The following is a 17,173-nucleotide window of genomic DNA, read 5'->3' as shown; positions in this document are numbered from 1 at the left end:
CGGTTTTTCAAAAGCGGGTAGACAGTGGGTGCGAGTCCATACATAGGAGCTGCCGAAGGCTGCGATCTTTTTTGTCGCCTCCGTGCAAATCTCAGTCGCCACAGTTCGCTTTTACCGCTCGTCTGCTGCGTAATGTTCTGGCCACGGTGCACAAAGACACCGGCCTCACAATAATCCGCTGCCGCACGAGACTCATCCCGATGAAAAGACTGTTTACCCGCTGTCTCTCAATCCTCTGCGGCACCGCTCTGTTGAGCGCCGGCGCCATGGCCGCTGACGACGCCTCCTGTAAAGCCGTGCGCATGGGCGTGGTCAACTGGACCGATGTGATCGCCACCAGCGGCATGGCCGATGTGCTGCTCAATGGCCTCGGTTACGAAAGCAAACAGACCAGCGCCGTGCAGCAAATCATCTTCGCCGGCATTCGCGACAAGCGTCTGGACATCTTCCTCGGTTACTGGAAACCGGCGATGGACAAGAACATCGCGCCGTTCCTGGCGGCCAATCAGGTGAAGGTTCTGGACAAGCCAAGCCTGGCCGACGCCCAGGCCACTCTCGCGGTTCCTGACTACGTGGCGGCTGCGGGTTTGAAAACTTTCGCCGACATCGCCAAATTCAAAGATCAGCTCGGCGGCAAGATCTACGGCATCGAGCCGGGCAGCGGCGCCAACACCACGATCAAGACCATGATCGAAACCAATCACTTCGGCCTGAAGGATTTCAAACTGATCGAGTCTGGCGAGGCCGGCATGCTCGCTGCTGTTCAGCGCGCGGTGAACCGCAAGGAGTTCGTGGTGTTCGTCGGCTGGACCCCGCACCCGATGAACATCAACATGAAGATCGCCTACCTGACCGGCAGCGAAGACGTCTACGGGCCGAACGAGGGAGCGGCGACCGTCTCCACCGTGACCGCACCGGATTATGCCCAGCGGTGCCCGAACGTCAATCGTCTGCTGGAAAACCTGACCTTCACCGCCGCCCAGGAAAGTCAGTTGATGGTGCCGATCATGGAGCGCCAGACGCCCCAGGACGTCGCCAAAAAATGGCTGCGTGACCATCCGGAAGATCTTCAGCGCTGGCTGGCCGGTGTCAGCAGTTTTGATGGCAAGGACGGCGTGGCCACGGTTCAGGCCAGCCTGAAAAACTGATGACGACCTATCCTCTATCAGAACAGCTTTCGGCGTTCGTCGACAAAACCCTGAGTTTCAACAGCACCGAAAGCAGCCTGAGCGGCTTGCGCCAGGCCTACAGCGAGATGTGCCGGGCATTCACCCCGCCACGTCCCGCCGGGCTGTACGTCGTCGATTTTGAGTTGGCCGGTGTGGCGGTGCGGTCTTACCAGCCGCCGGCTTCATCGTCGACCGAAGCTGTTCCGTGCATTGTTTATCTGCATGGCGGCGGGTGGGTGGTTGGCGACCTGGATTCCCACGACTTCATTTGCGCCGAGCTGGCCTCGACACTGAGCGTGTTGGTGATCGCTGTCGATTATCGTCTGGCGCCGGAGCATCCGTTTCCGGCGGCGTTCGATGACTGTCTCAGTGTCTGGCGTGCTCTGCGTACCGGTCCGTTTCGAATCGACCCCGAACGCACGCTGGTGGCCGGTGACAGTGCGGGCGGCAATCTTGCTGCGGCGCTTTGTCTGGCGTTGCGCGACGCGGGTGAGCCGTTGCCGGCTGCGCAGGTGCTGATCTATCCGGGGTTGGGGGGCGATCAACGGTTAGCGTCGCGCAGTGAATGCGTTGATGCGCCATTGCTCAGCAGCAGTGATGTGGATTGCTATCACGCGTTGTATTTGCGCGGCACGGCAAAACCGGGCGCCTATGCGATGCCGTTGCTCGCAGCGGATTTCAGCGGACTGCCACCGGCATGGATTGCCGTTGCGCAATTCGACCCGCTGCGTGATGACGGCGTGCTATACGCCGAACGGTTGAACGCCGCCGGTGTGACCGCGTCGCTGTATTACGGCAACGGACTGATTCATGGTTGTTTACGGGCGCGGGGGCAGGCTGACGAGGTGGATGCGTTGTACGAAACGCTGCTCAGGTATCTCGCGGAAAAACTCTGACCCTGCAAGGGCATGCTCATTGACGTAAATCGGGTTTATGATGCCCAACGGCAGAATAATAGAAGTCCCCCCAGGGATGACCTCGACCCCTTACGGAGCGCGCAATGCAGACTTTGTACCCGCAGATCAAACCCCACGCCCGGCACGATCTGGCCGTCGACGAAACTCACACGCTGTATGTCGACGAAAGCGGTTCACCGGAAGGTTTGCCGGTGGTGTTCATCCACGGCGGCCCCGGTGCCGGTTGTGATGCCCAGAGTCGTTGCTACTTCGATCCCAACTTGTACCGGATTGTCACTTTCGACCAGCGCGGTTGCGGTCGCTCCACGCCTCACGCCAGCCTGGAAAACAACACCACCTGGGATCTGGTCGCCGACCTCGAGAAGATTCGCCAGCACCTGGGTATCGACAAGTGGGTGCTGTTTGGTGGCTCGTGGGGTTCGACCCTGGCGCTGGCCTACGCACAAACCCACCCGGAGCGTGTGCACGGCCTGATCGTGCGCGGGATCTTTCTCTGCCGTCCGCAGGAAATCGAATGGTTCTATCAGGCGGGCGCCAGCCGTCTGTTCCCGGATTACTGGCAGGACTACATCGCACCGATTCCGCTGGAAGAGCGCGACGACCTGCTGACAGCGTTCCATAAACGCCTGGTGGGCAACGATCAGATCGCCCAGATGCACGCGGCCAAGGCCTGGTCCTTGTGGGAAGGTCGCACCGCGACCCTGCGCCCGAACCCGTTGGTGGTGGATCGCTTCTCCGAACCTCAGCGCGCGTTGTCCATCGCTCGCATCGAATGCCACTACTTCAGCAACAATGCATTCCTGGAACCGAACCAGTTGATTCGCGACATGGGCAAGATCGCTCACTTGCCCGGAGTGATCGTCCATGGTCGCTACGACGTGATCTGCCCGCTGGACAACGCTTGGGAACTGCACCAGGCCTGGCCGAACAGCGAGCTGCAAGTCATTCGCGACGCCGGCCATGCCGCTTCCGAACCGGGCATCACCGATGCACTGGTGCGTGCCGCTGATCAGATGGCACGACGTCTGCTCGACCTGGCTCCCGACGAAGCATGAAGGGCCTGCTGCAACGCGTGCGAGGCGCGCGAGTGGAGGTAGCGGGAGAGGTGGTCGGCGCCATCGATCAGGGATTGCTGGTGCTGGTGGCCGTCGAGCCCGACGACACGCGGGCCAGCGCCGACAAACTTCTCAATAAGCTGCTTAACTATCGAGTGTTCAGTGACGCCGAGGGCAAGATGAATCTGTCCCTGGCGGATGTAGGCGGCGGGTTGCTGCTGGTCTCGCAGTTCACCCTGGCCGCCGACACCAAAAGCGGGTTGCGCCCGAGTTTTTCGACCGCGGCGCCTCCGGCCTTGGGCGAGGAGCTGTTCGACTATCTATTAGGCAAAGCGAAACAGGTGCATGGCACTGTGGCATCAGGTAGATTCGGCGCGGATATGCAGGTGCACCTGGTCAATGATGGCCCGGTAACCTTCCTGTTACAGACCTGAAAGCGCTTGAAACATCTTTTTAAGCGGTTTTCGACTGAAAACAGGCGTTTTTACCGATAAATACTTTGTTACCCCTGATGCGTTGTAACGCGGCCTACTAGATAATCGCGCGCTACGGGGATCAGCGTTCGTTGGTCCATTTTGACTTAGGTAGAGACTTGTACGGATCCGATTGGGGAATCATTTCGCCCCAGCGGAGTCGGAACAATGCTCGCCAACTTGGCAAGAGTGGTCTGCAAGGTCGGCTTTTTCATGCCGCGCACCGTGCAGACCCTTTAACTGGCCGTTGGTTTTTTGATCTGTTTTCGGCGAGGGTTGCTCGTGATTGTTAGTCCCTGTAACGCACCAAAATTGTCTGCCAAACGGTTTCGTAGCGCTCTGGTAGCAGGTTCGGCATTGCTCTGCCTGCTCAGCGCCGGCCAGCTTTGGGCATTCAATCTGGATGATGTATCGATCAAGGCGAAAGAGCTGGCCGGTCAGAAGTACGAAGCGCCGCGCAGTAACCTGCCGACCGAGTTCCGCGAGATGAAATTCGCGGACTATCAGAAAATTCGTTTTCTGACGGAAAAAGCCGAGTGGGCTGATCAGAAAACCCCGTTCAAGCTGTCGTTCTATCACCAGGGCATGCACTTCGATACGCCGGTGAAAATCAACGAAATCACAGCGAACACCGTCGAAGAGATCAAGTACGACCCAAGCCGTTTCGATTTCGGCGACCTCAAGTTCGATCCTAAAGCCACCGAACAACTGGGCTACGCCGGTTTCCGTGTGCTGTACCCGGTCAACAAGGCTGACAAGCAAGACGAAATCATGACCATGCTCGGCGCGAGTTACTTCCGCGTTGTCGGCAAGGGCCACGTCTACGGTTTGTCTGCGCGCGGCATGGCGATCGATACCGCATTGCCGTCCGGCGAAGAATTCCCGCGGTTTCGCGAGTTCTGGATTCAGCAGCCAAAACCGGGCGACAAGCACCTGGTGATCTTCGCGCTGCTGGATTCGCCACGTGCGACCGGCGCTTATCGCCTGACCCTGCGTCCGGGCAGCGACACCATTGTCGACGTCAAGGCGCAAATGTTCCTGCGTGACAAGGTTGGCAAACTGGGTATCGCACCATTGACCAGCATGTTCCTGTTCGGCGCCAACCAGCCGTCGAAAGTGCTGAACTACCGTCGCGAGCTGCACGACTCCAGCGGCCTGGCGATCCATGCCGGCAACGGCGAGTGGATCTGGCGTCCGCTGAACAACCCGAAACACCTGGCCGTGAGCAACTTCTCGGTCGAGAACCCGCGTGGTTTCGGCTTGCTGCAACGTGGCCGTGACTTCAGCCACTACGAAGACCTCGACGACCGCTACGACAAGCGCCCAAGCGCCTGGATCGAACCGAAAGGCGACTGGGGCAAGGGCTCCGTCGATCTGGTAGAGATTCCGACCGCCGACGAAACCAACGACAATATCGTGGCTTTCTGGAGCCCGGAAACGATGCCGGAGCCAGGCCAGCCGCTGGACTTCGCTTATCGCATGCACTGGACCATGGATGAAGCCGCGTTGCACGCACCGGACAGCGCCTGGGTCAGCCAGACACTGAAGTCCACCGGTGACGTCAAACAGTCCAACCTGATTCGTCAGCCGGACGGCAGCGTTGCCTACCTGGTGGACTTCGAAGGTCCGTCCCTGGCGGCATTGCCACCGGACACCGATGTGCGCAGTCAGGTCAGCGTCGGCGACAACGCCGAACTGGTCGAGAACAGCGTGCGCTACAACCCTGAAACAAAGGGCTGGCGCCTGACCCTGCGCATGAAGATCAAGGACGCCGGCAAGTCCACCGAGATGCGTGCGGCCCTGGTGCAGAACATCATGCCTGCCGACCTGAAGACATCGATTCCAGCGTCCACCTCTTCCGTTGCCAAGGCCGACAAAGTCGCTGCCAAGCAAGCCGAGAAAGTGGAGAAGGACGCGAAGGCCGCCGAGGCCAACAAGGCCGAAGCCAAGCCGGTTGCAGATGCCAAGGACAAGGCGAACAACAACGACGCCAAGCAGCCTGCTGCTGCCGACGCGGCCCCAGCCACACCGGAATCGGCGCCGACTGAAGAAGTCCTGACCGAGACCTGGAGCTACCAGTTGCCTGCCGATGAGTAATTCTCAAGTACAGCCAGAGACTCTTTCCGAGTATCTGGCGCATCTGCCGATGACCGACCAGCAGCGCGCGGAACTCGCGGGCTGCCAGTCCTTCAGCGAACTGCACGAACGACTGTCGTCTTCGACGTTCGACGCCCCGCCCGAGGCCGCCCAGGCTTCAGTCGGCAAGCGCCTGACCCTGAGCACCGCCGAAGAATTGCAGGACGCCGAAATGCTGGCGCTGGACGCCAGCGGTCGGGTTTTGCTCAAGGCGACTCCGCCGATTCGTCGGACCAAAGTCGTGCCGGAGCCATGGCGCACCAACATTCTGGTGCGCGGCTGGCGTCGCCTGACCGGTCGCACCAACCCGCCGAAGCCGCCGAAGGACGAAAATGTCCTGCCGGCTGCGCGCTGGCGCACCGTCGGTTCGATCCGTCGCTACATATTGCTGGTGTTGATGCTCGGTCAGACCATCGTCGCCGGCTGGTACATGAAAGGCATCATGCCGTACCAGGGCTGGTCGTTCGTCGACCTCGAAGAAGTCCTGCACCAGCCGCTGTTGCAAACCGCCACGCAAGTACTGCCGTATGCGTTGCAAACCAGCATCCTGATTCTGTTCGGGATTCTGTTCTGCTGGGTCTCGGCCGGTTTCTGGACCGCGCTGATGGGTTTCCTTGAGTTGCTCACCGGTCACGACAAATACCGTATCTCCGGTAAAAGCGCCGGTAATGAGCCGATTCCGAAAGACGCGCGCACCGCGCTGGTGATGCCGATCTGCAACGAAGACGTGCCGCGTGTATTTGCCGGTCTGCGTGCAACGTTCGAATCGGTCGCGGCCACGGGTGATCTGGACCGCTTCGACTTCTTCGTCCTCAGTGACAGTAACGACGCCGACATCTGCGTTGCCGAGCAGCAGGCCTGGCTGGACGTCTGCCGCGAAGCCGGTGGCTTCGGCAAGATCTTCTATCGCCGTCGTCGTCGTCGCGTAAAACGTAAAAGCGGCAACCTCGACGACTTCTGCCGTCGCTGGGGCGGTGACTACAAGTACATGGTCGTACTCGACGCCGATTCCGTAATGAGTGGCGAGTGCCTGACCAGTCTGGTGCGCTTGATGGAAGCCACGCCGGACGCCGGGATCATCCAGACCGCGCCGCGTGCGTCGGGCATGGACACCCTGTATGCGCGCATGCAGCAGTTCGCCACCCGTGTGTACGGTCCGCTGTTCACCGCCGGTCTGCACTTCTGGCAGTTGGGCGAATCGCACTACTGGGGCCACAACGCGATCATCCGCATGAAGCCGTTCATCGAGCACTGCGCCCTGGCGCCGTTGCCCGGTAAAGGCGCGTTCGCCGGTGCGATCCTGTCCCACGACTTCGTTGAAGCTGCGCTGATGCGCCGTGCCGGTTGGGGCGTGTGGATTGCCTACGACTTGCCGGGCAGCTACGAAGAACTGCCGCCGAACCTGCTGGACGAACTCAAGCGTGACCGTCGCTGGTGCCACGGCAACCTGATGAACTTCCGCCTGTTCCTGGTCAAGGGCATGCACCCGGTACACCGCGCGGTGTTCCTGACCGGCGTGATGTCCTACCTGTCGGCACCGCTGTGGTTCTTCTTCCTCGTGCTGTCGACGGCGCTGCTGGCGGTCAACACGCTGATGGAGCCGCAGTACTTCCTCGAACCGCGCCAGCTCTATCCGTTGTGGCCACAATGGCACCCGGACAAGGCGATCGCGCTGTTCTCGACGACGATCGTGCTGCTGTTCCTGCCGAAACTGTTGAGCATCATCCTGATCTGGGCCAAGGGCGCGAAAGAGTTCGGCGGCAAGTTCAAGGTGACGCTGTCGATGCTGCTGGAGATGTTGTTCTCCATGCTGCTGGCGCCGGTGCGGATGATCTTCCACACCCGTTTCGTCCTCGCCGCGTTCCTTGGCTGGGCCGCGACCTGGAACTCGCCGCAACGTGATGACGACTCCACGCCGTGGAGCGAAGCGGTCAAGCGCCACGGTCCGCAGACCTTGCTGGGCTTCTTCTGGGCCTTGCTGGTGATCTGGCTGAACCCGAGCTTCCTGTGGTGGCTGGTGCCGATCGTCGGTTCGTTGATGCTGTCGATCCCGGTATCGGTGATCTCCAGCCGTGTGGGTCTGGGCCTGAAGTCCCGTGACGAGAGCCTGTTCCTCATTCCTGAGGAATACAATCCGCCACAGGCATTGCTGGCCACCGACCAGTACACCCACGAAAACCGTTACCACGCATTGAACGACGGCTTCGTCCGTTCGGTGGTCGATCCACAGCAGAACGCCCTGGCGTGCTCGCTGGCGACCTCCCGTCACAATCAGGCCGAGCCGATTGAATGGCTGCGGGTGGAGCGGGTGCGGCACGCCATGAAGGTCGGCCCTGAAGGCCTGACCAACAACGAGCGTGTGCAACTGCTGAGCGATCCGGTGGCACTGGCCCGCTTGCATGAGCAGGTCTGGAGCGAAGGGCATGCTGAGTGGCTGGGCGCATGGCGCAGGTCGGTCAATGCCGACCCCCATGCACCGCTGTTGCCGCTCAAGCCGTTGAGTGTGCAGCCTCAGATGGCGTAATGAAAAAAACCCGCGAAAGCGGGTTTTTTATGGATTCAAGATTGTTCTGTTGTTTGCGGCAGGCCCTGTAACTGCATCGTCCGGTCGGTCGCCATCGCGGGCAAGCCCGCTCCCACAAGGTGCTTCGGCGTTCATACGATTTGCGAAACACCGTCGAGCCCTGTGGGAGCGGGCTTGCCCGCGATGGCATCGCTTCGGTTTCAAGTGCACCGAGGTATGTGTATCACCTCAAACCCTGAACTTGCCCACCAGCATCTGCAAATGCGTCCCCAACCGCGCCAGCTCAGCGCTGGATGCCGCTGTCTCTTCACTGGCCGCTGAGGTCTGATCCGACACATCACGCACGTTCAGCACGCTGCGGTTGATCTCCTCAGCCACTGCGCTCTGCTGTTCAGCAGCAGCGGCGATTTGCTGGTTCATCGCCTGGATCGCCGACACCGTGCGGGTGATGCTTGCCAGTGAGCCACCGGCGCGGCGGGTCAGTTCGACGCTGCTGTCGGTCAGGCTGCGGCTGTTGTCCATGATGGTCGCGACCTGCTGGGTGCCGTTTTGCAGACCAACGATCAGCTCTTCAATCTCTTCCGTCGACTTCTGGGTGCGCTGGGCCAGGCTGCGAACTTCATCGGCGACCACGGCAAAACCGCGCCCGGCTTCACCGGCGCGAGCCGCTTCGATCGCTGCGTTGAGCGCCAGCAGGTTGGTTTGCTGGGCCACGGACTTGATCACGTCGAGTACGCTGCCGATCTTGTCGCTCTCGCGCTTGAGTTCGCCCATGGCTTCGGTGGAGTTGCCGACTTCCTTGGCCAGGCGCTCGATCTGGGCGATGGCTTCTCCGACCACTTTGTCGCCCTCACGGGCCTGCTGATCGGCGGCGACTGCGGCTTCGGAGGCCTCTTCAGCGTTGCGCGCGACTTCCTGCACGGTCGCGGTCATTTCGTTCATGGCGGTGGCCACCTGGTCGGTCTCGACCTTCTGGCTGTTGACCCCGGCGCTGGTCTGTTCGGTGACGGCCGACAGCTCTTCGGCGGCGCTGGCGATTTGCGTGACGCCATCGCTGATGCCGCCAATCAGTTCGCGCAGGCCCTGGGTCATGCTCTGAATGGCACGTTGCAGCTGACCCAATTCGTCCTGGCGTATGGAGGTCAGGTTGTGGGTCAGGTCGCCGGCGGCAATGCGCTCGGCCACTTTAAGAGTCTGGTTCAACGGGATCACGATCTGCCGGGTGATGGCCCATGCGGCGAATAGACCGAAGATCAGCGCAAGGCCAGTGGCGAGCAACAGCATGTTCTTGGCGTGCGCCACGTCGGTATCGCGCACGAGGGTTTGCGAGACGGTGAGCTTGTTGCTGACGTCGAGCAGGATTTCACCTTGGGCGGCCATGCGTTTGAGGGCTTCGGCACTGGCGACCTGGGAATCGCGGTACTGGCTGACCGCAGCGCGGTAGGCTTTGAGCGAGTCGGACGCCTGTTGCAGGTTGGCAATGTGTTCTTCAGGCAGTTTGGCCGGCAGGCTTTCGAGGTTTTTCAGGGCGTTGTCGATCGCGTCGAGGGCCGGTTGTTCGGCCTCGCTTTTGCCGCTGTAGGTGTAGCCACGCACCTGGAAGCGCGCTTGCTGAAGCAGTTTGCTCAGGTCGATCACGCTGTTGAACGCGGTCACGCTGTCGCCTTGCAGCATGGATTTTTCGACTTCAGCGACCTTGGCCACGGCATTGTCGGCGGTGGCGCCCAGTTTGCTGCGCGCATCTTCACGGTTGGCACCGGCCTGGATCATGGCGGCGAACGCTTGCCTGTACTGGCTTACGGCGGCCAGTTGCTGGTCGATCTTGGCCACGTCGGCGGGCTGCTCGAGCATCTGGCGAGCGGCTTGCAAACCAGTGTCGAGCTTGCCCAACAGGTCGTTGACCGCACCGGGGCCTTGTTCGCCGCGACGCATTTCGTAGTCCAGGCGGGCGATGCGCAGGTCTTTGGTCAGCCCGTTGATCTCGGAAATGAATCCCAGTTTATCGCCGCGGCTGGTTACATCGCTCAGGCCGGTCCAGCCTGTGACGGTGATCAGCAATGTCAGCAGCAACACCAGACCGAAACCGACGCCCAGTTTGCGGTTTACACCTACGTTTCCCAGCTTATCGGCCAGCCATTGGTACATGCTGAAACTCCCTCGGACCACACATTGGTTTTATGGGAGTTGTATCGGCTGTGGGCAGGCAATCTGTAGGTGCGGTCTGACAAGCGGGTCGGAGCGGGTTTAGAAAAGTCGAGCCAACAGCGCAGTAACGGCGGTTTCGACACGCAGGATGCGCTCGCCAAGTTGCACCGGTTGCAGGCCGGATTTACCCAGCAGGTCGATCTCGTAAGGAATCCATCCACCCTCGGGGCCGATCGCCAGGGTCACCGGTTCGCTCAGCGCACGGGGGCAGGGCGGGTAATTGCCCGGATGGCCAACGAGACCGAGAGTGCCCTCGGTGATGGCAGGCAGGCGGTCTTCGACGAAGGGCTTGAAGCGCTTCTCGATCACCACTTCCGGCAGCACGCTGTCCCGGGCCTGTTCGAGGCCGAGGATCAGTTGCTCGCGAATGGCTTCCGGCTCAAGGAACGGGGTTTGCCAGAAGCTCTTCTCGACGCGATAGCTGTTCACCAGCACGACGCGCGGCACACCCATGGCCGCCACGGTCTGGAACACCCTGCGGAGCATTTTGGGCCGTGGCAGGGCTAGCACCAGGGTCAGTGGCAGCTTGGCTGGCGGTGGTTGATCGAGGGTGACGCGCAACTCGGCTTCAGCGGCGTCCAGGCGCAGCACCTCGGCCGCGCCCATCAACCCGCCAATCCGGCCGACGCGCATGCTGTCGCCGACTTCACAGCGGTGGACTTCCTGCATGTGCGTCAACCGGCGATCACGCAGGATCACCCGGTCGGCCGCAATGAAATCGGCCTCTTCGAGGAGTAGCAGGTTCACGCTTGGGTCGCTGGCGGCTGGTCGTTGTGATCGTCAGCCGGTTGGTCGTCCGGGTGCTCGCCACGTTTGCTGATCAGGCTGCCGAACAGGATGCCGATTTCGAACAGCAACCACATCGGCACGGCCAGCAGGGTCTGCGAGAAGATGTCCGGCGGGGTCAGGATCATGCCGACCACGAAGCAGCCGATGATCACGTACGGGCGGATTTTCTTCAGGTATTTGACGTCGACCACGCCGATCCACACCAGCAGTACCACGGCCACCGGGATTTCGAACGCTACGCCGAAGGCGAAAAACAGCGTCATGACGAAATCGAGGTAGCTGGTGATATCGGTCATCATTTCCACACCGGCCGGGGTGGCGGCGGCGAAGAACTTGAAGATCAGCGGGAACACCAGGAAATAGGCGAACGCCATGCCCGCGTAAAACAGCACGATGCTAGAGCACAGCAAAGGCACGGCGATGCGCTTTTCATGCTTGTACAGGCCAGGCGCGATGAAACCCCAGATCTGATGCAGGATCACCGGGATCGCCAGGAACAGCGAGACCATCATGGTCAGCTTCAACGGCGTCAGGAACGGCGACGAGACGTCGGTGGCGATCATCGTCGCCCCGGCCGGCAGGTACGCGCGCAACGGCGTCGAGACGAAGGTGTAGATCTGCTGGGTGAACGCGAACAACCCGGCAAAGATGATGAAGATCGCCGCTACGCAGCGCAGCAGTCGGGTACGCAACTCGGTGAGGTGCGAAACCAGCGGCATGTGCTGGTCGTTTTCAGGGAGATCGCTCATGGGGCTCGCGGCGGCAAAGTGGTGTCATTGGGCGCTGGCGTGGTCGGCGCGGCGGCTGGAGCAACGGGTTCAACCGGAGTTGCTGCCACAACGGGCGCTGGCTCCGTAGCCGCTACGGCAGGTGCAGGTGTGGTTGCGACAGTAGCCGCAGGTGCATCAATGGTCTGCGCTCCCACATGCTCAACCGGCGTCGGCTCCTGCTGGGTCGGCGTGAAGATCTTCCGCGCCTCCTGCTCAAGCGACAGGATGTGTTCGTTGTGCAGTTGCCGACGAATTTCGTCGGCACCGATTTCACGTTCAACTTCCTGTTTGATCGCGTTGAAGCTGCGCTTCAAGCGCCCGACCCACAGGCCGGCGGTGCGCGCAGCGCCCGGCAAGCGCTCGGGGCCCAGCACCAGCAGGGCGACGAGGCCGACGAGCAGCAGTTCAGAGAAGCTGATACCAAACATTAGTCAGTGCTCACACGTCTTTGCGGATCGGCTCTTCGACTTTCTGCGCCTGCACGTCGATGGTGTGCGGCTGGTTTACAGAGGCCTGCGGCTGGACCGGTGGCACCGGTTGGGCCGGGGTCGCAGTCGGATCGGCCGGCTTTTCGTCGTCGTTCATGGCTTTCTTGAAGCCCTTGATCGACTCGCCGACGTCGGTGCCGAGGTTTTTCAGTTTCTTGGTGCCGAATACCAATACGACAACAACCAGGATGACGATCCAGTGTTTCCAGTCAAAAATGCCCATGTTGCTGCTCCTCTCTAATCGTTATTCAGGCGGACGGGCGCGAGGCTTTCTCTGCGTGTCCGGAGAGACCGAAACGACGGTCCAGTTCATCGAGTACAGCCTGTGGATGCTGCCCCAATTGGGCGAGCATGACCATGCTGTGGAACCACAAATCGGCGGTTTCGTAGATCACATCGCTGCAGTCGCCGCTGACGGCGGCATCCTTGGCGGCAATAATGGTCTCGACCGACTCTTCGCCGACTTTTTCCAGAATCTTGTTCAAGCCCTTGTGGTACAGGCTGGCGACATACGAGCTGTCGGCGGCGGCGCCTTTGCGCTCTTCCAGCACTGCGGCCAGGCGGGTCAGAGTGTCACTCATGTTTGTGTCCTGCGGAATAGATGGCGTGCGGATCTTTCAGAACCGGGTCGACGGTTGTCCAGTCGCCGTTCTCATAGACACGGTAGAAGCAGCTTTGGCGGCCGGTATGGCAAGCGATGTCGCCGATCTGCTCGACCATCAGGATGATCACGTCAGCGTCGCAGTCCAGGCGCATCTCATGCAGGGTTTGCACGTGGCCGGACTCTTCGCCCTTGCGCCACAGCTTGCCACGGGAGCGGGACCAGTAGATCGCGCGATTCTCGGCAGCGGTCAGTTCCAGCGCTTCACGGTTCATCCAGGCCATCATCAGGACGCGCCCGGTCTTGTGATCCTGGGCAATCGCCGGCACCAGGCCGTCGGCATCCCACTTGATCTCGTCCAGCCAGTTTTTCATCTTCAGTTCCTGAAGCAGCTCCAAGCATAAGCTTCAAGCCGCAAGTGAAAGCCAGTGCGCTTCGGTCCTTCGTATTGTGCAACGCATATCTACAGGCGTGAATTAAACATGAGTGCTATGAACATCGCTTGAAGCTTGAAGCTTATAACTTGCAGCTGATTGATGCTATCGACGAACGACCAGATACAAACCGACGGCCATCATGATGCCCGCTGGCCAATAGGCCAACTGATTCAGCGGCCCACCCGCGGCGAGGATCGCGCCACCGGCCAGATGAGCTGTTCCGAGCAGGCGCAGGAACCAGTCATCACGGCGTCGGTGCCACGGTGGCGGCGGGTCGTAGGCGTGAGGCTGGGACATGCGTTCGAGCAGGTCGCGGGCCATGTTGGCCAGGTGCGGGAGCTGTTCGAACTGGCTCTGCACGTTGCCGATCAAGGCTTTCGGGCTGACGCGTTCGCGCATCCAGCGTTCAAGGAACGGCTGCGCGGTGTTCCACAAATCGAGGTCCGGGTACAGCTGACGGCCCAGGCCTTCGATGTTCAGCAGGGTTTTCTGCAACAGAACCAGCTGCGGCTGTACTTCCATGTTGAAGCGGCGCGCGGTCTGGAACAGGCGCATCAGTACCTGGCCAAATGAAATATCTTTTAACGGTTTTTCGAAGATCGGCTCGCACACGGTACGAATCGCCGCTTCGAACTCGTTGAGCTTGGTTTCTGCTGGCACCCAGCCCGAATCGATGTGCAGCTGCGCCACACGACGGTAATCACGCTTGAAGAACGCGAACAGGTTGCGCGCCAGGTAATCCTGGTCTTCCGGGGTCAGGCTGCCGACGATGCCGCAGTCGATCGCAATGTACTGCGGGCTCCACGGATTCACGGTGCTGACGAAGATGTTGCCGGGGTGCATGTCGGCGTGGAAAAAGCTGTCGCGGAACACTTGGGTGAAGAAAATCTCCACGCCGCGTTCGGCGAGCATTTTCATGTCGGTGCGCTGGTCGGCCAGGGTCGCGAGATCCGTGACCTGGATGCCGTAGATGCGCTCCATCACCAGCACTTTCGGCCGGCACCAGTCCCAATAGACTTGCGGCACATACAGCAGCGGCGAGCCTTCGAAGTTGCGCTTCAACTGGCTGGCGTTGGCCGCCTCGCGCAGCAGGTCGAGTTCGTCGTAGATGGTCTTTTCGTAGTCGCTGACCACGTCCACCGGATGCAGCAGACGCGCATCGGCCGAAAGTTTTTCGGCGGCGCGGGCCAGGATGAACAGCCACGCCAGGTCCTGGGCAATGATCGGCTTGAGGCCCGGCCTAATCACTTTGACGACGACTTCTTCACCGGTTTTCAACTGTGCGGCGTGCACTTGCGCCACCGAGGCCGAGGCCAGCGGTTCGACGTCGAAACGGCTGAACACTTCGCTGATTTTCTTGCCGAGCTGTTCTTCGATCAGGTTGACCGACACTTGCGAATCGAACGGCGGCACGCGGTCCTGCAACTTCATCAGCTCATCGGCGATGTCTTCCGGCAGCAAATCGCGGCGAGTAGACAGGATCTGCCCGAACTTGATGAAGATCGGCCCCAGGTCCTGCAACGCCAGGCGCAATCGTGCGCCACGGCTCAGGTCGAGGGTCTTGCGCGGGAACCAGCGCCACGGCAAGGCATAGCGCAGCGCCCGCAAGAACCAGGGCAGCGGCAGGGCGAACAGCAGGTCATCGAGGCGGTAGCGGATCACGACGCGCTGGATGCGCAACAAACGGCGGACGGCAAGCAGCTTCATGCGTTATCGCTTGGGTCGAGGGATCGGGAAAGGCGCTCGAAACGCGCCTCGAGACGTTCCAGATCGAGTTTGATCTGGTCCAGTTCACTGAATCGGGCTTCGGCTTCACGCTGACCGACGAGGGTGCGCGATTCTTCGGCCAGGTATTCGCCCAGGTTCTGGCCCAGGCTGGCAAATCCTTGCTGATACCAGCGGGCGCGGCTGCGCAGGTGACCGCCGACCAGTTGCGTGGCGACGGGGCCGAGCCAGCGCGAGAGCTCGTACTCCCAGTCCAGTTCGAGGTCCTGAAGGATCGCCGCCAGTTCCAGCAGCACGCCGCTGTCGCCGTCGAGTTCGACTTCAGGGCCATGTAGAACGGAAGTCTTGTCCTTGCTCATCGCCAGTTTCAACAGGCTCGAGGCCGGTGCACGCAAGGTGCAATCGGCGCCGGTTTCCCACTGGGAGGCGAGCATCAGGCCTTCATCGCTGGGCAGGATGAAAAGTTGCAGCGCCGGGCTGCGGCAGTCGACGGCAATCACCCTGCCGCTCAAATGCGCGAGCCGGGGCAGCGCCGTGCTGTCGAGGCGCAGCACCCGGTTCAGGCCGAGTTCAACGCTGGCGAGCAGGCCGGCGAGCAGCATCAGGGCTTGATGCCGCGGTGCAGGGCAACGATGCCTGCGGTCATGTTGTGATAGGTCACACGGTCAAAACCGGCCTCGACCATCATCGACTTCAGGGTTTCCTGATTCGGGTGCATGCGGATCGATTCGGCCAGGTAGCGATAGCTTTCCGAGTCGTTGGTGATCAGCTTGCCCATCAACGGCATGAAGGCGAACGAGTAGGCGTCGTAGGCCTTGGACATCAGCGCGTTGGTCGGCTTGGAGAATTCCAGCACCAGCAAACGGCCGCCGGGCTTGAGCACGCGCAGCATGGAACGCAGGGCGTCTTCCTTGTGCGTCACGTTGCGCAGGCCGAAGGCGATGGTCACGCAGTCGAAATGGTTGTCCGGGAACGGCAGCTTTTCCGCATCCGCCTGGACGAATTCGACATTGCCGGCAACTCCCAGGTCCAGCAGGCGGTCACGACCGACCTTGAGCATGGATTCGTTGATGTCGGCCAGCACGACCTGGCCGGTCGGGCCGACGAGGTGCGAGAATTTTTTGGTCAGGTCACCGGTGCCACCCGCGATGTCGAGCACGCGGTTGCCGGTGCGTACACCCGACAGTTCGATCGCGAAACGCTTCCACAGACGGTGCATGCCGCCCGACAGGAGGTCGTTCATCAGGTCGTACTTGGCGGCTACCGAGTGGAAAACCTCAGCGACTTTTTCCGCTTTCTGGCTTTCCGGAACGTTTTTGAAGCCGAAGTGCGTGGTGGGTTCGGCATCGCTGCCTTTGCGCTGATCAGTCATATCGCTGTCACCAAAAGAGAATGCGCGACATTCTAATCCCCAAGGGATGCTTTGTCTTGGCAAGGCTGAAGGTAAGATGGTTCACCCTCGGGACGTTTTGCCGCAGCAGCGGTCAAGATTCACCGAACAAGCATTCATGGCTGTATTCAAAAAACAGGAGTCAATCGATGGCCCATATCAGTGTTGAGCGTGCCCACGGCCTGGGTAAGGAAGCGGCGCGGGAGAAGGCCGACAAGCTGGCGCAGAAACTTTCCGAGCAATATGGCCTGGAGCCGCAATGGTCCGGCGACACCTTGAACCTCAAGCGTTCGGGTGTGAAAGGCGCCGTGCATGTCAGTGACGATTCGATCAAGGTCGATGTGGAGCTGGGCCTGATGATGTCGGCCATGAGCGGCATGATCAAAGCGGAAATCGAGAAAGCGCTGGATAAAGCGTTGGTGTGATCCCGAAAAGATCGCAGCCTCGTTTCACTCGACAGCTCCTACAGGTGTACGCCGCTGCTTCTGTAGGAG

Annotated in this window: 17 protein-coding genes and 1 pseudogene; 7 read left to right on the top strand and 11 right to left on the bottom strand. The window is 60.7% G+C overall.

The window, feature by feature from the left end; all coding sequences use genetic code 11:
• The first annotated feature begins 200 nt into the window (after nt 1-200).
• The 6 genes from ACW9JC_RS21400 to mdoH all read left to right on the top strand — a co-directional run bounded on the left by ACW9JC_RS21400 (nt 201) and on the right by mdoH (nt 8,274).
• On the top strand, nt 201-1,148 hold the full coding sequence (locus ACW9JC_RS21400) for a choline ABC transporter substrate-binding protein (protein WP_448106025.1): 948 nt from the start codon (nt 201-203) through the stop codon (nt 1,146-1,148).
• Nucleotides 1,148-2,065, top strand: a complete 918-nt coding sequence (locus ACW9JC_RS21395; RefSeq protein WP_457457381.1) for an alpha/beta hydrolase — start codon at nt 1,148-1,150, stop codon at nt 2,063-2,065. Before ACW9JC_RS21400 ends, ACW9JC_RS21395 begins: the two co-directional genes overlap by 1 nt.
• A gap of 104 nt (nt 2,066-2,169) precedes the next feature.
• Nucleotides 2,170-3,141, top strand: a complete 972-nt coding sequence (gene pip / locus ACW9JC_RS21390) for a prolyl aminopeptidase (protein ID WP_338584279.1) — start codon at nt 2,170-2,172, stop codon at nt 3,139-3,141.
• Nucleotides 3,138-3,575: a D-aminoacyl-tRNA deacylase gene (gene dtd / locus ACW9JC_RS21385; RefSeq protein ID WP_056852236.1), complete on the top strand. Its 438-nt coding sequence runs from the start codon at nt 3,138-3,140 to the stop codon at nt 3,573-3,575. Before pip ends, dtd begins: the two co-directional genes overlap by 4 nt.
• Nucleotides 3,576-3,896: 321 nt before the next feature.
• Entirely contained in the window at nt 3,897-5,711 is a 1,815-nt protein-coding gene (locus ACW9JC_RS21380; protein WP_457457378.1) for a glucan biosynthesis protein G, read from the top strand.
• Entirely contained in the window at nt 5,704-8,274 is a 2,571-nt protein-coding gene (gene mdoH / locus ACW9JC_RS21375) for a glucans biosynthesis glucosyltransferase MdoH (protein WP_457457376.1), read from the top strand. The genes ACW9JC_RS21380 and mdoH overlap by 8 nt, the downstream gene beginning before the upstream one ends.
• 228 nt (nt 8,275-8,502) lie before the next feature.
• Here mdoH and ACW9JC_RS21370 read toward each other — a convergent pair whose 3' ends face one another.
• The 11 genes and pseudogenes from ACW9JC_RS21370 to ubiE form a co-directional block, all read right to left on the bottom strand.
• On the bottom strand, nt 8,503-9,216 hold the full coding sequence (locus ACW9JC_RS21370; protein ID WP_457457384.1) for a methyl-accepting chemotaxis protein: 714 nt from the start codon (nt 9,214-9,216) through the stop codon (nt 8,503-8,505).
• Nucleotides 9,217-9,357: 141 nt separating this feature from the next.
• Nucleotides 9,358-10,419: pseudogene (locus ACW9JC_RS21365) on the bottom strand (methyl-accepting chemotaxis protein); the annotation flags it as partial.
• 99 nt (nt 10,420-10,518) lie between these two features.
• Nucleotides 10,519-11,226, bottom strand: coding sequence for a 16S rRNA (uracil(1498)-N(3))-methyltransferase (locus tag ACW9JC_RS21360; protein WP_457457374.1), 708 nt, complete (start codon nt 11,224-11,226; stop codon nt 10,519-10,521).
• Nucleotides 11,223-12,017, bottom strand: a complete 795-nt coding sequence (gene tatC / locus ACW9JC_RS21355) for a twin-arginine translocase subunit TatC (RefSeq protein WP_085725460.1) — start codon at nt 12,015-12,017, stop codon at nt 11,223-11,225. The genes ACW9JC_RS21360 and tatC overlap by 4 nt, the downstream gene beginning before the upstream one ends.
• A complete protein-coding gene (gene tatB, locus ACW9JC_RS21350; RefSeq protein WP_457457372.1) occupies nt 12,014-12,466 on the bottom strand; it encodes a Sec-independent protein translocase protein TatB in 453 nt (150 codons plus the stop codon). The genes tatC and tatB overlap by 4 nt, the downstream gene beginning before the upstream one ends.
• A 10-nt stretch (nt 12,467-12,476) precedes the next feature.
• Nucleotides 12,477-12,749 (bottom strand): twin-arginine translocase TatA/TatE family subunit, encoded by a 273-nt coding sequence (locus tag ACW9JC_RS21345; RefSeq protein ID WP_218439040.1) that lies wholly within the window; start codon nt 12,747-12,749, stop codon nt 12,477-12,479.
• 25 nt (nt 12,750-12,774) lie between these two features.
• Complete coding sequence (locus ACW9JC_RS21340; protein ID WP_090328169.1) at nt 12,775-13,107, bottom strand: phosphoribosyl-ATP diphosphatase; 333 nt, start codon at nt 13,105-13,107, stop codon at nt 12,775-12,777.
• Nucleotides 13,100-13,501, bottom strand: coding sequence for a phosphoribosyl-AMP cyclohydrolase (hisI, locus tag ACW9JC_RS21335; protein WP_007989281.1), 402 nt, complete (start codon nt 13,499-13,501; stop codon nt 13,100-13,102). The genes ACW9JC_RS21340 and hisI overlap by 8 nt, the downstream gene beginning before the upstream one ends.
• A 165-nt stretch (nt 13,502-13,666) precedes the next feature.
• Entirely contained in the window at nt 13,667-15,271 is a 1,605-nt protein-coding gene (gene ubiB, locus ACW9JC_RS21330) for a ubiquinone biosynthesis regulatory protein kinase UbiB (protein WP_457457369.1), read from the bottom strand.
• The gene (locus tag ACW9JC_RS21325; RefSeq protein WP_338584289.1) at nt 15,268-15,891 is read right to left on the bottom strand and encodes a ubiquinone biosynthesis accessory factor UbiJ; all 624 of its coding nucleotides are present in this window, start codon (nt 15,889-15,891) and stop codon (nt 15,268-15,270) included. Before ACW9JC_RS21325 ends, ubiB begins: the two co-directional genes overlap by 4 nt.
• Nucleotides 15,891-16,661 carry a bifunctional demethylmenaquinone methyltransferase/2-methoxy-6-polyprenyl-1,4-benzoquinol methylase UbiE gene (ubiE, locus tag ACW9JC_RS21320; protein WP_007948968.1) on the bottom strand — a complete coding sequence of 257 codons (771 nt, stop codon included), beginning with the start codon at nt 16,659-16,661 and terminating at the stop codon, nt 15,891-15,893. Before ubiE ends, ACW9JC_RS21325 begins: the two co-directional genes overlap by 1 nt.
• A gap of 167 nt (nt 16,662-16,828) precedes the next feature.
• On the opposite strand from ubiE, the gene ACW9JC_RS21315 reads away from it, so the two are divergent.
• Complete coding sequence (locus tag ACW9JC_RS21315; RefSeq protein ID WP_338584291.1) at nt 16,829-17,104, top strand: polyhydroxyalkanoic acid system family protein; 276 nt, start codon at nt 16,829-16,831, stop codon at nt 17,102-17,104.
• The last annotated feature ends 69 nt before the right edge of the window (nt 17,105-17,173 follow it).

This window comes from Pseudomonas sp. SDO5591_S426 (genome assembly GCF_054070755.1).
Note: the sequence above shows the minus strand (reverse complement) of the source record. Positions and strands in the feature narration are given on the sequence as shown.

Coding starts and splice junctions, on each gene's coding strand:
- ACW9JC_RS21400 (WP_448106025.1), top strand. CDS start 201: ATGAAAAGACTGTTTACCCGCTGTCTCTCAATCCTCTGCGGCACCGCT.
- ACW9JC_RS21395 (WP_457457381.1), top strand. CDS start 1,148: ATGACGACCTATCCTCTATCAGAACAGCTTTCGGCGTTCGTCGACAAA.
- pip (WP_338584279.1), top strand. CDS start 2,170: ATGCAGACTTTGTACCCGCAGATCAAACCCCACGCCCGGCACGATCTG.
- dtd (WP_056852236.1), top strand. CDS start 3,138: ATGAAGGGCCTGCTGCAACGCGTGCGAGGCGCGCGAGTGGAGGTAGCG.
- mdoH (WP_457457376.1), top strand. CDS start 5,704: ATGAGTAATTCTCAAGTACAGCCAGAGACTCTTTCCGAGTATCTGGCG.
- ACW9JC_RS21370 (WP_457457384.1), bottom strand. CDS start 9,216: ATGAACGAAATGACCGCGACCGTGCAGGAAGTCGCGCGCAACGCTGAA.
- tatC (WP_085725460.1), bottom strand. CDS start 12,017: ATGAGCGATCTCCCTGAAAACGACCAGCACATGCCGCTGGTTTCGCAC.
- tatB (WP_457457372.1), bottom strand. CDS start 12,466: ATGTTTGGTATCAGCTTCTCTGAACTGCTGCTCGTCGGCCTCGTCGCC.
- ACW9JC_RS21345 (WP_218439040.1), bottom strand. CDS start 12,749: ATGGGCATTTTTGACTGGAAACACTGGATCGTCATCCTGGTTGTTGTC.
- ACW9JC_RS21340 (WP_090328169.1), bottom strand. CDS start 13,107: ATGAGTGACACTCTGACCCGCCTGGCCGCAGTGCTGGAAGAGCGCAAA.
- hisI (WP_007989281.1), bottom strand. CDS start 13,501: ATGAAAAACTGGCTGGACGAGATCAAGTGGGATGCCGACGGCCTGGTG.
- ubiB (WP_457457369.1), bottom strand. CDS start 15,271: ATGAAGCTGCTTGCCGTCCGCCGTTTGTTGCGCATCCAGCGCGTCGTG.
- ACW9JC_RS21325 (WP_338584289.1), bottom strand. CDS start 15,891: ATGCTGCTCGCCGGCCTGCTCGCCAGCGTTGAACTCGGCCTGAACCGG.
- ubiE (WP_007948968.1), bottom strand. CDS start 16,661: ATGACTGATCAGCGCAAAGGCAGCGATGCCGAACCCACCACGCACTTC.
- ACW9JC_RS21315 (WP_338584291.1), top strand. CDS start 16,829: ATGGCCCATATCAGTGTTGAGCGTGCCCACGGCCTGGGTAAGGAAGCG.